The sequence below is a fragment of the Primorskyibacter flagellatus genome (genome assembly GCF_048268605.1).
Lineage (GTDB): Bacteria > Pseudomonadota > Alphaproteobacteria > Rhodobacterales > Rhodobacteraceae > Primorskyibacter > Primorskyibacter flagellatus.
The window spans coordinates 249,074-263,667 of sequence record NZ_JBLWVF010000003.1; the positions used below are offsets into that span (position 1 = coordinate 249,074).

A 14,594-nucleotide genomic window follows, 5' to 3' on the forward strand; every position below is an offset into this window, starting at 1 on the left:
GTCGACGTTGCGGACACAGGATGACGCTCTGGCCCATGTGGCAGGAGAGAGACCTATGGATTCCGTAAGTGACTACTATTCCGCGACTCAATTGCGTTCCGACAGGTGGAGCGCCCTGCGAGATGCGATCACGTCCATCTCGCGGGAAACAACGGTCAAAAAAACCAATGCTTTAAAGGCCACGGTCACTTCATTATTCGACTCCTTGGCCGTGATCGAACCCTATTGGGCTTTTCCGGGCATGGCGGCATTCGATCACATGCGCCGGCAGTTCGAACACGGGAATTATGACGACGTTGGCTTTACAGTCCGGCGGGTGACGCGCGCCCTGACAACGGGTGCATATCGTCGCCGCACGATCCCTCTGGACCGTGACAGTGTGGATGATGAAGAGCACAACGACGAGGCCATGCTTTCGCCGGAAGCCCGCGCGATGACACGGCCCTATTTCGAAGTGCTGATCGTTGACGACGTGAGTGATCAACAGGAACGCTGGCTAAAGTCCAACGTCAGCCGGATGCGCCGCCCTGAAGACCCGTTCCATTATGAAGCGGTGGTTGTTCCCAGTCTTGAGGATGCTTTGATTGCGGTTCTGTTCAATCACAACATCCAAGCAATCGTCGTGCGGCCGGGTCTGACCCTGAAATCGAAAAACGACAACGAAATACTTGCGAAATATCTGCGTAACGCCAGCGAAGCAAACGAGCTGGATGGAACGCAGCCAGAGGATTATGGCCCAGAGCTGTGCAGGCTGATTGACCGCGTGCGGCCAGAGCTTGATGCCTATCTGGTCACCGAACGCTCGGTCGAGGATATTGCCGGCCTGGATTTGGGGATCTGTCGCCGGGTCTTTTACAATCAAGAAGACTTTATGGAACTGCACCTGAATATCCTTCGGGGTGTGGGCGCACGCAACAAGACGCCTTTCTTCAATGCACTTGTTGAATATTCCAAACAGCCAACCGGTGTGTTCCACGCCATGCCGATCAGCCGCGGCAAGTCGATAACCCGGTCGCACTGGATTCAAGACATGGGTGCCTTCTACGGGCCGAATATCTTCCTTGCCGAGACATCGGCAACCTCTGGTGGTCTGGATAGCCTTCTGGAACCGCATGGCCCGATCAAGGAAGCGCAGGAACTCGCAAGCCGTGCCTTCGGGTCGAAACAAACCTTCTTTGCGACCAACGGGACGTCAACTTGCAACAAGATTGTCGTGCAGGCGCTGGTGCGCCCCGGCGATATCGTACTGGTCGACCGGGACTGCCACAAATCCCACCATTACGGCATGGTTCTGGCGGGGGCGGAGGTTGTCTATCTCGACAGCTATCCATTGAATGAATATTCGATGTACGGAGCCGTGCCGCTTCGTGAAATCAAGCACCAGCTGCTAGAGCTGAAAGCCGCCGGGAAACTGGACCGCGTGCGGATGCTATTGCTGACCAACTGCACGTTTGATGGTTTGGTTTATAATGTCGAGCGCGTGATGGAGGAATGTTTGGCAATCAAGCCGGACCTCGTATTCCTTTGGGATGAGGCGTGGTTCGCCTTCGCGCGTTTCAGCCCGACATATCGTCGGCGCACCGCAATGCGCACCGCAAACGATCTGCGGACCCGTTTGCGGACTGAAGAACACAAGTCGGATTACGAGGCACAGCAGCAAGAATTGCTTGATGCCTCCGACGAGGAATGGCTGGAAGCCCGGCTTATCGCGCCTCCCAATGCGCGGATCAGAGCGTATTCCACGCAATCGACGCATAAGACTCTGACCTCCCTCAGGCAGGGTTCCATGATCCACGTCAACGATCAGGACTTTAAGGGCGAAGTGGAGCAATCGTTCCACGAGGCCTATATGACCCATACGTCCACTTCGCCGAACTATCAGATCATCGCGTCTCTGGACGTTGGTCGGCGTCAGGTTGAACTCGAAGGATTTGAATTCGTTCAACGACAAGTCGAAGCGGCAATGTCGATGCGCAAAGCTATCAGCAGCCACCCCTTGCTTCAGAAATATTTCAAGGTGTTGACCGCCGGCGACATGATCCCGGACCATCATCGTCAAAGCGGTGTGACCAGCTATTTCGATAGCGACCAGGGCTGGACTGACATGTGGGATTGCTGGGAAAACGACGATTTCGTTTTGGACGCCACGCGCGTTACCCTTGCCGTCGGGGGCACTGGTTGGGACGGCGACACGTTCAAGAATGATGTCCTGATGGATAAATACGGAATCCAGATCAACAAAACCTCGCGTAATACGGTTCTGTTTATGACCAATATAGGGACGACGCGATCATCGGTCGCCTATCTGATAGAGGTGCTGGTCGAGATTGCCAAGGAACTGGACGAACTTCTGGATGATGCCTCCAAAATGGAACGGCTGTCTTTTGACAAAAGGGTCAAGAACCTGACCGAGAATTATCCGCCATTGCCTGATTTCAGTCGGTTCCACGATGCATTCCGGCCCGACAATGTGACGCCTGAAGGGGATATCCGGACAGCCTATTACCTAAGCTATGATGAAAAAAACTGTGACTACCTAGAATTGGATGGCTCACTGAAAGAGGCGCTGGATTCCGGCCGGGAAGTCGTCTCGGCCAGCTTCATTATACCCTATCCGCCCGGCTTTCCGATATTGGTTCCGGGGCAGGTTATTTCGCAGGAAATATTGGCATTCATGCGCGCGCTTGATGTCAACGAAATCCATGGATACCGCGCCGATCTGGGTCTGCGGGTCTTCACCTCGGAAGCGTTGGAAACTTTGTCTGTAGCCAAACACCAGAAAACTGCCGCTGAATAAGGAAGGAATAAAGATATGGCCACTGTGCTTAAGAATATTTCGGAGATACGCCGCTTCTTTCACCGGAATGAAGATCCGATCTACTTTATTTCCGCGACGAACTTCAATCTTCTGGGATTGGACGAATGGGTCAAGAATTTCAAATATATCTGCTATATTGATTGTTACGGTGGCAAGCATCCAAACGTGTTTTGCCCGTCCGAGCAGCCGCATGCGGAATTCCAGTCCATCGAGGACATAAACAACTACCTTTTGCAGCATAAAGAGGTCATCGACTTCATCAAGCGGCGCGGGGGAAAGCCCAAGTTTGTCTTCCTGATGTTCGACGAGGAAACAGAGCGTCTGTCCAAGGAGTTGGGTGCCGATGTCTGGTTCCCGAAAGCCAAACTGCGCACGGCAATGGACAACAAGATCGAAACTGTCCGCATCGGCAACAAGGCCGGGGTGCCGTCCGTGCCGAACGTATTGGCCGAGGTGAAATCCTATGAGGATCTGCAAAAGACCTGCGAAAAAGCCGGTATCGGTCACGATCTGGTTCTGCAATCGGCCTTTGGCGACAGCGGTCACACAACGTTCTTCATCAAGTCCGAAGCTGATTTCCGCCGACATGAGCATGAGATCATAGGCGAAGGCGAGATCAAGATCATGAAGCGTATTGATTGCCGAGGTTCGGCGATCGAGGCGTGTGCGACGAAAGAAGGCACGATTGTTGGACCGTTGATGACAGAACTTGTCGGTTTCAGCGATCTGACGCCATATCGGGGCGGCTGGTGTGGCAACGAAATCCTGTCGACTGCGTTCCCGCCAAAGGTGCGTCAAAAGGCGCGCGAGTTGACCTTCAAATTTGGTGAGCAACTCCGCAAGGAAGGTTATCGCGGCTACTTTGAACTGGACTTCCTGATTGACAAGAAAACCGGGGACTTGTGGTTGGGCGAATTGAACCCGCGCATCACAGGGGCGTCGTCCATGACCAACCACGCCGCCTTTGCCCATGCGGATGCGCCGCTGTTCCTGTTCCATCTGCTTGAGTTCTCCAAGAAGAAATTCAGCCTTGATACGACAGAGTTGAACGATCGTTGGGCGGACCCAGACATGATCGACAGTTGGTCGCAGATGGTCATCAAGCACACGGAAGACGAGGTTGATATATGCACCGCGGCACCTGAGACCGGCATCTACAAGATGCTGGAAGATGGTCGGGTGGTCTTTGACCGGTTTGACTATCACCGACGTGCTGTGGAATCCGAAAACGAGGCGTTCTTCTTGCAAATCATGCAGCCGGGATCTTACCGCTATGAAGGTGCCGATATCGGTATCCTGGTGACGCGCGGACGGTCCATGACAAAGGGGTTCGCGCTGAACGAGCGCGCCAAGAAGTGGATCCACGGCATCAAGCAAACTGTCGAAGGCAGGGCGTTGCCTGTCGCCGATGCAGGCCCAGCGGTCGCCGATCCTGCTTTCAAGATCCTTTAGGGGATAGGTGATGCACTGGCGCGCGCTTAGCGAGAACTTACCCGGTCCGAAGTGGGCCGGGCTCTTCGCGGAATACTGGCCGGATTACCGGCGTTGGTGGCTGAAGGAGGGCGACGCCGCCCGCCCAAGCTATCTAGAAAGCAGGCGCGCGCTTCAAACTCATATGCCGGAAATCGTGCCGCTTTATGACGAGCTGTGCGAACTGGCCGGTGGCGGCGATCAGGCCGCACGGTTCCTGAGCTTCTATAACCCGCCGCCCTACCTGTCGGGGTGCAGTCAGGCAATCTGGACGGGGCAAGAGCCGGTCCTCGTGCGCAATTATGACTATGACACAAACGCCTTTGACAGCCTTGTGCTGAAAACCGCTTGGCAGGGCAGGGGCGTGATCGGCACCTCTGACGGGCTTTGGGGGCTGGTTGACGGGATGAACGACGCGGGAGTGTCTATCTCGCTGACATTTGGGGGCAGGCGCGTGGTTGGCGACGGTTTCGGAGTGCCGATCATTCTGCGCTACATTCTGCAAACATGTGAGACGACCGAAGAGGCCGGTAAGGCCCTGGCACGCCTGCCAACTCATATGAGCTATAATGTGACGGTTCTGGATGCCAAGCGACAGTATCTGACGGCGATGATGGCACCCGACAGACCGGCGATAATCACGCATGCCGCGGTTGCGACAAACCATCAGGAAAACGTCGAGTGGATAAGCCATGCGCGGTTCACCGCGACGGTCGAGCGTGAGCGTTTCCTCCTTCAACGTCTGACGCTGCACCGTGACCCAGAGGATAAATTCATCAGTGCATTCCTGCGTCCGCCGCTCTATTCGACAGCGTTCGATGTTGGTTTCGGCACGCTTTACACGGCAGTCTATCGCCCACGCTTGGGCGAAATGGAAATCCGCTGGCCCGGAACGGTGTGGCCGCAGTCGTTTACACATTTTCAGGAGGGCGGGCGCAGGATCCGTATTCCCGGTGCCGCCTGACGTCCGGTTTCCATATTCATAGACAAGTAGCGGTTTTTGCGAAGCCGTGAGCCCCTGCGTGTTGGGGCTTGTTCCGATCGCGCGCGGGCGTGCTCAGCTTTGAAAACCGGTGAGGTCGAGACGGCTTCTTAAGCACAAAGGGCCGACGATGCTTCGCCGACCCTCTGCATGTTTTCCGCCCGTCTGAAGGCAATCCGTTCAGGCGGTAAGGCGCTCTGTCAGAGCTTTTCTGTCAGTTCCGGGACAGCATCGAACAGGTCGGCGACAAGGCCAAAATCCGCGACCTGGAAAATAGGCGCTTCTTCGTCCTTGTTGATCGCGACGATCACCTTGCTGTCCTTCATGCCGGCCAGATGCTGGATCGCACCCGAAATCCCGACCGCTATGTAAAGATCCGGTGCCACGACCTTGCCCGTCTGGCCAACCTGCCAGTCGTTGGGGGCGAAACCGGAATCGACGGCCGCACGGGACGCGCCCACGGCGGCACCCAGCTTGTCTGCCAGCTTTTCGATCATGGCGAAGTTCTCTTCCGATCCGATGCCACGACCACCCGAGACGACAACCCCGGCCGAGGTCAGTTCGGGACGGTCGCTTTCGGCCACCTTGTCCTCGACCCATTCGGACAGGCCGGGATTGTCTGTCGCAGAGATATTCTCGACAGGCGCTGCGTCCTGGCTGCCAGCCGCATCAAAGGTTGATGTCCGGAAAGAGATCACCTTGGTCGCGTCCGCGGATTTCACCGTCTGGATCGCGTTGCCGGCATAGATCGGACGTTCAAAAGTGGATCCGTCAACAACACCAGACACATCGGTCAGCACCATCACGTCCAGCAGCGCCGCAACGCGGGGCAGGATGTTTTTCGCATCCGTGGTAGCCGGGGCAACGATATGTTCATAATCGCCCGCCAGGCTGACGATCAGGGCGGCGGTCGCTTCGGCCAGACGGTGGCCAAGGCTGGCATCTTCGGCGCAAAGCACCTTGGCCACCCCGTCGATCTTTGCGGCGGCTTCTGCTGCGGCGGCGGCCGTGGCCCCAACACACAGCGCCGTCACGTCGCCCAGCGATTTTGCGGCGGTTACGGCCTTGGCGGTGGCGTCCAGCGCCAGTTCGCCGTCATTCACTTCGGCAAGGAGAAGAACAGCCATTACACAGCCCCCACTTCTTTGAGTTTCGCAACAAGCTCGTCGACCGACCCCACCTTGATGCCGGCAGCACGCTCTGCCGGTTCCGAGGTCTTGACGACCTCAAGCCGCGGCGCGCAATCGACGCCGTAATCGGCGGCGGTCTTCTCGTCCATCGGCTTTTTCTTGGCCTTCATGATGTTGGGCAGCGAGGCATAGCGCGGTTCGTTCAGGCGCAGGTCCACGGTGACAATGGCAGGCATCTTGACCTTGATGGTCTGCAAGCCGCCATCCACTTCGCGTGTAACATTGGCATGGTCGCCGTCGATTTCCAGGTTGGAAGCAAAGGTCGCCTGCGACCAGCCCAACAGCGCGGAAACCATCTGGCCGGTGGCGTTCATGTCATTGTCGATCGCCTGCTTGCCGCAAAGCACAAGGCCCGGCTGCTCTTCTTCCACGATCTTCGCAAGGATCTTGGCAACGGCGAGCGGTTCGATATCGGTGTGCACGTCATCGGCGGCGATCACCAGAATTGCGCGGTCGGCACCCATCGCCAGCGCGGTACGCAGCGTTTCCTGGCTTTGCTTCACGCCGATGCTGACGGCGATGATTTCATCTGCCTTGCCTGCTTCCTTGAGGCGGATTGCCTCTTCCACGGCAATTTCGTCGAAGGGGTTCATCGACATCTTCACATTGGCAAGATCGACACCCGAACCGTCCGCCTTCACACGAACTTTCACGTTATAGTCGATCACGCGCTTGACCGGCACAAGGACCTTCATCGGCGTAGCTCTCCTCTTGATGATCAGCCGCCCGATGGACGGCCTTTGAAGACTTCTTTGCGGTTGATAGCGGCTCTGAACGCGGGGAAACAGGCCAAAATCGTCCCGTTAGCGCCAACCTACGTCGGGTTTTTGAAGCGGTGCCCCGACAGAGATACCTTGTTGCGCGCAAATTTCGGTGTTCGGACGGTCAGTTGAAGCGATTGTCTCTGGGAAATCCACGTGGGGCCATGCGGCCGGATCCTGCGCGCTTTCCGATCCATTCACCCAGATCAGATTCGGTGCGTGTGCGCCCTGCGGGGTCGCGCCACGAGAGCCCTTCTGCCAGGGTGAACGTCGTGGCGTCGGACAAGCCTCCGTCCTTGAATTTCTGTAGCCGGACGCCCTTGCCGCGCGCCATTTCCGGCAGCTCGTCCAGCGGGAAGACCAGCACTTTGCGGTTCTCACCGACCACTGCGACATGATCGCCGCTGACGGGATTGCACACCAGCGCGCGTGTTTCGCCACGGACGTTCAGCACCTGCTTGCCGCTGCGGGTCTGCGCCAGCACTTCGGCTTCGGGCACGACGAATCCGTCGCCCGCGGTGGAGGCGACAAGCAGCTTGTTGTCGGGTTTGTGGATAAACAGATCGACGATTTCGGCCTCGTTGGGCAGATCGACCATCAGGCGCAGCGGTTCGCCCATACCCCGCCCACCGGGCAGATTTGCGCCGGACACGGTGTAGAAACGTCCGTTTGATCCAAAAACAAGCAGCCGGTCCGTCGTTTCCGCGTGAAAGATGAACCGTGGCCCATCGCCATCCTTGAACTTCAGCTCTCGGGTCAGGTCGATATGGCCGGTCATGGCGCGAATCCAGCCCATCTGCGAGCACACGACGGTGATCGGTTCGCGCTCGATCATCGCCTCAAGCGGCACATCGGGCGTGTCGGTGGCCTCGGCAAAGGTTGTCCGGCGGGCACCGCCTTCGTAATCCTTGCCAAACGCTTTTTTCGTTGCGCGCAACTGGTCGGAGATTTGTGCCCATTGCAGGCCGTCATCCTCCAGCAGATCCTCCAGCCCGGCGCGTTCCTCCATCAGCGTGTCGCGCTCGCGGACCAGTTCCATCTCCTCAAGGCGGCGCAGGCTGCGCAGACGCATGTTGAGGATCGCCTCGGCCTGGATCTCGGTCAGGCCCAGCCCGTCATCACTCGCCGCTGGCGGCGAGACATAGTCGTGCTGATCGGTGGCACGCACGAAGGTCCGGCCCCAATCCTCGCGCATCAGCGCGGGTTTCGGGTCGTCATCATAGCGGATGATGTCGATCACACGGTCGAGGTTGAGGAAGGCGACGATCAGGCCTTCCAGCACCTCCAGCCGGTGGTCGATCTTCTCCATCCGGTGCTGGCTGCGGCGGATCAAAACCTCGCGGCGGAAATCCAGGAAGGCGCGCAGCACCTCTTTCATCGAGCAGACCTTGGGCGTCAGCCCGTCGATCAGCACGTTCATGTTCAGGCTGAAGCGGACCTCAAGGTCGGAACTGCGAAACAGCATCCCCATAAGCACATCCGCGTCGACATTCTTGGACCGGGGTTCCAGCACCATGCGGATGTCATCGGCGGATTCGTCACGAACATCGGCGAGGATCGGGATTTTCTTGGTCTGGATCAGCTCTGCAATGCGTTCGACCAGCTTCGACTTCTGAACCTGATAGGGAATTTCGGTGACGATCACCTGCCACTGGCCGCGTCCCAGATCCTCGATATGCCAGCGGCACCGCAAGCGGAATGACCCGCGCCCGGTGCGGTAGGCCTGCGCGATATTCTCGGATGGTTCGACCAGCACGCCGCCCGTGGGAAAGTCGGGGCCGGGCACATATTGCAGCAAGGTATCGTCGCGGGCGTCGGGCGTGCGGATCAGATGCAGACAGGCATCCACCAGTTCGGCGATATTATGCGGCGGAATGTTCGTCGCCATGCCCACGGCGATGCCGGATGACCCATTTGCCAGCAGGTTCGGGAAGGTCGCGGGCAGGACGACAGGTTCTGTCAGGGTGCCGTCGTAGTTGTCTCGGAAATCAACGGCGTTCTCGTTCAGACCTTGCAGCAAAGCCTCGGAAACAACGGTCAGCCGTGCTTCGGTGTAGCGGCTGGCGGCGGGGTTGTCGCCGTCGATATTGCCGAAATTACCCTGGCCATCGACCAGCGGGTAACGAACGTTGAAATCCTGCGCCAATCGCGCCATCGCGTCATAGATCGCGGCGTCGCCATGCGGATGATAGTTTCCCATCACGTCGCCAGAGATCTTTGCCGATTTCCGATAACCCCCGGTGGAGGTCAGCCGCAATTCGCGCATTGCAAACAGGATACGTCGGTGGACCGGCTTCAGACCGTCACGGGCATCGGGCAAGGCGCGATGCATGATCGTGCTCAGCGCATAGGTCAGATACCGATCACCGATCGCTCTGCGCAGCGGTTCTGCGAGATCGCGGGGGGTTATCTTGTTGTCGTTATCACCGTCATCCATAGATGATGTGATAGCCGTGCGAAATGACAGGGTAAAGCTGTGCCGGGGAATTTTAGGTAGATTTACACATCTGAATACAGGGCGAATCGTCTATAATCGGTTGCACGGCGTAATGTGTCGCTGTTTTTAATTGGTTTATTCAGTCCGAAGGGCGGTTCGATGGTGCGATTTATGATGCTGACATTTGCGGTGCTTGGTTGGGCCTTTTACGAGCTGAGTGGCGGGTCGGACTTCGTGCCCGAAACTGTGAAAACCGATCTGAGGGTTGAGATGAACAGCGTCGCGCGCGCTGATTTATCCGCGGCAGAGCTGTTATCCGTCGCGCCTGCAAACGGAAATGCCTCGTCGATCATTGCACCGCGCCAGGCTGCCCAGTCCGGGGGCGTACGGCTGGCGTCATTTTCTTCGCCCGAGATGCCTGCCGAACTGACACGTCAGGTCAAGGCGAATCACACCCGGCGCGCGACGACGCTTGTGCGTCTTGATGGGCGCAGGCCCGCCGTAGATGCAGAAATTGCAGCGGCTGCGGTCTCGGATGCCGCCATGGACATCCGCGCTGTGAACGGTGATCGCGTCAACATGCGCAATGGTCCCGGCACCAACTTTAGCGTGCTTGGCACGCTGGGGCGTGGCGTGGCGGTCGAGGTGCTGCAAGAAACGGGTGATGGCTGGGTCAAACTGCGCGTTGCCGACACAGGCCGCGTCGGCTGGATGGCGGACTTTCTCCTGTCGTCGGCTGATTAACGCCAGCGCCGAAGCTGTCCGGACCCCGTCCGATTGCGTCTGCATGACGAATGCACTAGCTCCACCGCAACGTCGCGCGAGTAGGCTATGCCCAGAAAATCCATCCTCATTACCGGCTGTTCATCGGGGATCGGCTATGACGCCGCACATGCCTTGCGCGATGCCGGCTGGCAGGTTTTTGCCTCGTGCCGGCAAGAAGCCGATTGCGCGCTGCTGATTTCGGAAGGGTTCGCGTCGCCCCGCATCGACTATGCCGAGCCGGAAAGCATCGTTCTGGGCCTGTCAGAGGTGCTGGAGGCGACAGACGGAACGCTTGACGCGCTGTTCAACAATGGTGCCTTCGCCACGCCCGGCGCTGTCGAGGATCTGCCTCGCGGCGCGTTGCAAGAGATATTCGAAACCAACGTGTTTGGTGTCCACGAGCTGACCACACTGGTTCTGCCGATCATGCGGGCGCAAGGGCAGGGGCGTATCATCAACTGTTCATCCGTGCTGGGGCTGGTGACGGCACCGTGGCGGGGGGCCTATGTCGCGTCGAAATTCGCGCTTGAAGGGTTGACCGATTCGCTACGGATCGAAATGCGCGACACTGATATCAAGGTGATCCTGATAGAGCCGGGTCCGATCGCCACGCCCTTTCGGAAGAACTCGATTCCACATTTCGAACGCTGGGTGGACTGGGAAAACTCTGCCCGCGCTGCGCAATATCGCGACACGCTTCTGAAACGGCTGTACGAAGATGATGGGCCGACGCCGTTCGAACTGCCCGCGGCTGCGGTTTCCAAAGTGCTGATGCGTGCCTTGAATGCGCGCAGGCCCCGCGCACGCTATGCCGTCACCGTGCCGACCCGTGTGATGGCGTTTCTGCGTCGCATTCTGCCCGTTCGGATGCTGGATGCGCTGCTTTCACGCGGGTAATGCGTCCGATTAGGCATTCGCTTTTGCACAGATTTGGCCTACATCGGCGAGAATATCCTGATGCGAGGACAATATGACCAAGGATCCATTTTTCATAGTGATCGTCGTGGTGATGGCTGCGGTCGTCTTGATCCTGATGACCGGGATCGGAGGCTTCGCAAAGGGCGGAGAGTTCAACAAGAAACATGCCAACCGGATCATGCGCTACCGGATCGTCGCCCAGTTTGTGGCGGTTGTACTGATCCTGATCTTCGTGTGGCTGAGACGATAGGGGCAGACCGATGGTGGTATTGAACAAGATTTACACCAAGACTGGCGACAAGGGCGAAACCGCACTGGGCAACGGCGCGCGGGTGGTCAAACATTCCATGCGCGTAACGGCCTATGGCACGGTGGACGAGTTGAACTCGGTTCTGGGCGTGGCGCGGCTGCATGCTGACGACGATCTGGACACGCTGCTGCGACGTATCCAGAACGACCTTTTCGATCTTGGCGCGGATCTGTGCCGCCCCGACATGGAAAAAGACGCGGAGTCCGAATACCCGCCATTGCGGATGGTCGATGCACAGGTATCTCGACTGGAGGCCGAGATTGACGAGATGAACGCCGATCTTGCGCCGCTGCGCAGCTTTATCCTGCCCGGTGGAAGCGCGCTTTCGGCGCATTTGCACATGTGTCGCACCGTGTCGCGCCGGGCCGAACGGCTGGCCGTTGAACTTGCCGCAGCAGAGCAGGTCAATACGGCGGCCGTGAAGTATCTCAACCGCCTGTCTGATTGGTTTTTCGTTGCCGCCCGCCGTGCCAACGACAACGGCGCGCATGATGTGTTGTGGATTCCAGGGGCAAATCGCTAAAAGCGACGACGCCTCAGACCGGCTCGGCCTCCAGCCACACCCCGCCTTCGGGGCGCAGCGTCAGGATCATGACCGGATCGGGCGCACGCCCTTTGACAGACGTAAAGCGGAATCGCGCCAGTAGCGTGGCGAGGATCAGAACGGCCTCCTGCAAGGCGAAACTGGCACCGATGCAAATGCGCGGGCCGTCGCCGAACGGCAGGTAGGCATAACGGTCGATTTTGCCGCCATCGCCCCATCGGTCAGGGCGAAACGCATCCGGATCCTCCCAGAGTTGATGGTGCCGGTGCAAAGCATAGATCGGGACCATCACAGTATCGCCGGGGCGGATCTCCCGTCCGCACAATTCATCGGCCTGCCGAGCGGTGCGCGACACCAGCGCTGCGGGCGGATACAGACGCAAGGCCTCGTCCACGATGCGCCGGATCAGTCCAAGCTTGGGGATGTCGTCGGCCTCAAAGCCCGTCCGCCCCCCAAGAACGCGCTGTGCCTCTGCCCGCGCCTCGTCCTGAACGGCCGGATCGAACGCACAAAGGTAAAGCGACCAGGACAGCGCCAGTGCGGTGGTTTCGTGCCCCGCGACAATGAATGTCAGTAGGTTGTCGCGCATCTCGGCGGTGTTCATTCGCCGACCCGTATCCGGATCCTCGCCCGCAAGCAGCAGGTCCAGAAGGTCCGGGACGCCGGTGCTCTGGCGCGCCGCGCGTGCCTCGATTGCACGATCCGCCAGTGATTTGGTGTCCTTCATCGCCTTCCCGGAAATCAGCCGCCCAGGCCGCGGGACCCAGTCCGGCAATCCGAACAGGTCAAAAAGCGAGACTTTGCCGGCCTCGGCGATGTATTGCTCGATCGCGTCATGCACCGCGCCGCGGTCGATCCCCTGATCGTCGGAAAACGTCACCTCGGAGATGACATCGAAGGTGGTCGCAACCATCTCGTCATACATATTGACGGCGCGGCCCTGCTGGGCCTGCAAACGGTCCAGCGTGCGTCCGGCTGCCTCGGTCATCACGGGTGCCAGATTGGACACGTTGCGGTGCGAAAAGGCAGGCGCGGTGGCGCGCCGCTGCCAGCGCCAATGCGCGCCTTCCGCGATGAAAAGCGATTCGCCGATCGCCGGGCGCAGCAGGTTCTTTGTCACATCGGATTTCGGATAGTCGTCCAGTTTTTCAAGAAGGATCCGGCGCAACGCCCCCGGATCCATCACCATGTGCCAACGCTTGCCCGTGCGCCCGGATACCATGGGTTGCCTTGTGGCAATGTCGGGGATGATCGACAACAGGTTGGTGCGCGCCGCGCGCAGACTGGCCAGCAGGCCCATCGGCTGGGTCACGAGCGGCACACGCACAGGACGCGCGGCCTTTGTCTTGACGCCCAAAGGGGGCTGTATAGCTGGCATCCGTCACCTCATGTCTGCAACAGATATAGGTGTCCGGCGCGGTTCTGCAAACTGCGGCGCATTGCGTGGAGGCCATGTGTCAGGTAACCCGGTCGGACAAGATTTTCTAAGTCGAGGTAGCCTTCATGTTCCGACCCTTCATCCTGTCGCTTATCGCCTGTGTGGGGTTGGCGGCCTGTGGCGATGCCACACGCGATCTGAAAGACCGGCCCGATCCGTTGGGTGATTTCAGCCTTGGTTTCGTCGCTGCGGCCGCCCCGTCGCCGCAAAAGCTGTTGGTGTCGCGGGCGGCAACGTCCGAGGAATGGGTCAAGGTGGTCGAGGAGGCGTATCTGCAACGCTTTGGCCGGTTTGACGGTGAAAAGCGCTACAATATGGGGCTGAGAGTCGAGGCCTATTCATTGCCGCCGCCCTTGGTGCCGGGCAAATCGGCTGTGCAGATTGCCGTGACGGTCTGGGATGACGCCGCCGCCAGCAAGCTGAATGACAAGCCAGAGCCCATTGCCGTCATCAAGGTTTTCGAGACCCGGCTTGCATCCTCTCGCGAAGAGTCGATGAAAGCGCTTGCCGAAGAGGCCGCGTTGGAAACCGAAAAGTGGTTGCGCGCGCAACAGGCAGAGCAGGGTTGGTTCGGCGGGGCGGTATCCGAGAGCGAAGACACCATGGCCAGCGCCGCTGTTGCAGAAAACGCCGTGACTGACGGAACCGTCGCTGCGGGCGGCTCTGAGATGGGGCAGGCAGCGGCCACCGGTAACTGACGCTTGATTTCCCTGTCTTGATTCACTACATCGCCCGCGATGCAACTCGGGTTGATATGACCCCCCAATAGACGAGGCGCCTGAAGGTATGGCAAAGGAAAAGTTTGAGCGTTCCAAGCCGCATTGCAACATCGGCACGATTGGCCATGTGGACCACGGCAAGACGACGCTGACGGCTGCGATCACGAAATATTTCGGTGACTTCCAGGCGTATGACCAGATTGACGGCGCGCCGGAAGAAAAGGCGCGCGGGATCACGATCT

13 protein-coding genes are annotated in these 14,594 nt (G+C 58.7%); 9 read left to right on the plus strand and 4 right to left on the minus strand.

Going from position 1 to position 14,594, the window contains the following annotated elements:
* The first annotated feature begins 55 nt into the window (after window positions 1-55).
* From ACN0WV_RS06270 to ACN0WV_RS06280, 3 genes are read left to right on the plus strand one after another with little or no spacing between them, the layout of a single operon-like run.
* Window positions 56-2,797, plus strand: coding sequence for an aminotransferase class I/II-fold pyridoxal phosphate-dependent enzyme (locus ACN0WV_RS06270; RefSeq protein WP_417604383.1), 2,742 nt, complete (start codon window positions 56-58; stop codon window positions 2,795-2,797).
* Between the two features lie 15 nt (window positions 2,798-2,812).
* Window positions 2,813-4,270: a biotin carboxylase gene (locus ACN0WV_RS06275; protein WP_084351956.1), complete on the plus strand. Its 1,458-nt coding sequence runs from the start codon at window positions 2,813-2,815 to the stop codon at window positions 4,268-4,270.
* A 10-nt stretch (window positions 4,271-4,280) separates the two neighbouring features.
* Window positions 4,281-5,252 (plus strand): C45 family autoproteolytic acyltransferase/hydolase, encoded by a 972-nt coding sequence (locus ACN0WV_RS06280; protein ID WP_417604386.1) that lies wholly within the window; start codon window positions 4,281-4,283, stop codon window positions 5,250-5,252.
* A 218-nt stretch (window positions 5,253-5,470) separates the two neighbouring features.
* On the opposite strand, the gene ACN0WV_RS06285 is transcribed toward ACN0WV_RS06280, so the two are convergent.
* From ACN0WV_RS06285 to ACN0WV_RS06295, 3 genes are all read right to left on the minus strand, one after another.
* Window positions 5,471-6,397: an electron transfer flavoprotein subunit alpha/FixB family protein gene (locus ACN0WV_RS06285; protein WP_084351960.1), complete on the minus strand. Its 927-nt coding sequence runs from the start codon at window positions 6,395-6,397 to the stop codon at window positions 5,471-5,473.
* Window positions 6,397-7,155, minus strand: a complete 759-nt coding sequence (locus ACN0WV_RS06290; RefSeq protein ID WP_417604387.1) for an electron transfer flavoprotein subunit beta/FixA family protein — start codon at window positions 7,153-7,155, stop codon at window positions 6,397-6,399. Before ACN0WV_RS06290 ends, ACN0WV_RS06285 begins: the two co-directional genes overlap by 1 nt.
* A gap of 190 nt (window positions 7,156-7,345) precedes the next feature.
* Window positions 7,346-9,658, minus strand: coding sequence for a DNA topoisomerase IV subunit A (locus tag ACN0WV_RS06295; RefSeq protein ID WP_417604389.1), 2,313 nt, complete (start codon window positions 9,656-9,658; stop codon window positions 7,346-7,348).
* A gap of 159 nt (window positions 9,659-9,817) precedes the next feature.
* Here ACN0WV_RS06295 and ACN0WV_RS06300 point away from each other — a divergent pair, with 159 nt between their 5' ends.
* The 4 genes from ACN0WV_RS06300 (at window position 9,818) to ACN0WV_RS06315 (ending at window position 12,174) form a co-directional block, all read left to right on the plus strand.
* Complete coding sequence (locus tag ACN0WV_RS06300; RefSeq protein WP_417604391.1) at window positions 9,818-10,402, plus strand: SH3 domain-containing protein; 585 nt, start codon at window positions 9,818-9,820, stop codon at window positions 10,400-10,402.
* An 87-nt stretch (window positions 10,403-10,489) separates the two neighbouring features.
* Window positions 10,490-11,320: an SDR family NAD(P)-dependent oxidoreductase gene (locus ACN0WV_RS06305; protein WP_417604393.1), complete on the plus strand. Its 831-nt coding sequence runs from the start codon at window positions 10,490-10,492 to the stop codon at window positions 11,318-11,320.
* A 73-nt stretch (window positions 11,321-11,393) separates the two neighbouring features.
* Complete coding sequence (locus ACN0WV_RS06310) at window positions 11,394-11,591, plus strand: twin transmembrane helix small protein (protein ID WP_116599244.1); 198 nt, start codon at window positions 11,394-11,396, stop codon at window positions 11,589-11,591.
* A 10-nt stretch (window positions 11,592-11,601) separates the two neighbouring features.
* Window positions 11,602-12,174: a cob(I)yrinic acid a,c-diamide adenosyltransferase gene (locus ACN0WV_RS06315; RefSeq protein ID WP_417604395.1), complete on the plus strand. Its 573-nt coding sequence runs from the start codon at window positions 11,602-11,604 to the stop codon at window positions 12,172-12,174.
* Window positions 12,175-12,187: 13 nt separating this feature from the next.
* Here the strand turns inward: ACN0WV_RS06315 and ACN0WV_RS06320 are convergent, their stop codons facing one another.
* Window positions 12,188-13,573 (minus strand): cytochrome P450, encoded by a 1,386-nt coding sequence (locus tag ACN0WV_RS06320; protein WP_417604397.1) that lies wholly within the window; start codon window positions 13,571-13,573, stop codon window positions 12,188-12,190.
* Window positions 13,574-13,698: 125 nt separating this feature from the next.
* On the opposite strand from ACN0WV_RS06320, the gene ACN0WV_RS06325 reads away from it, so the two are divergent.
* Complete coding sequence (locus ACN0WV_RS06325; protein WP_417604399.1) at window positions 13,699-14,331, plus strand: hypothetical protein; 633 nt, start codon at window positions 13,699-13,701, stop codon at window positions 14,329-14,331.
* 88 nt (window positions 14,332-14,419) lie between these two features.
* On the plus strand, window positions 14,420-14,594 hold a 175-nt coding region (locus tag ACN0WV_RS06330), incomplete at its 3' end, for a GTP-binding protein (protein ID WP_417604416.1).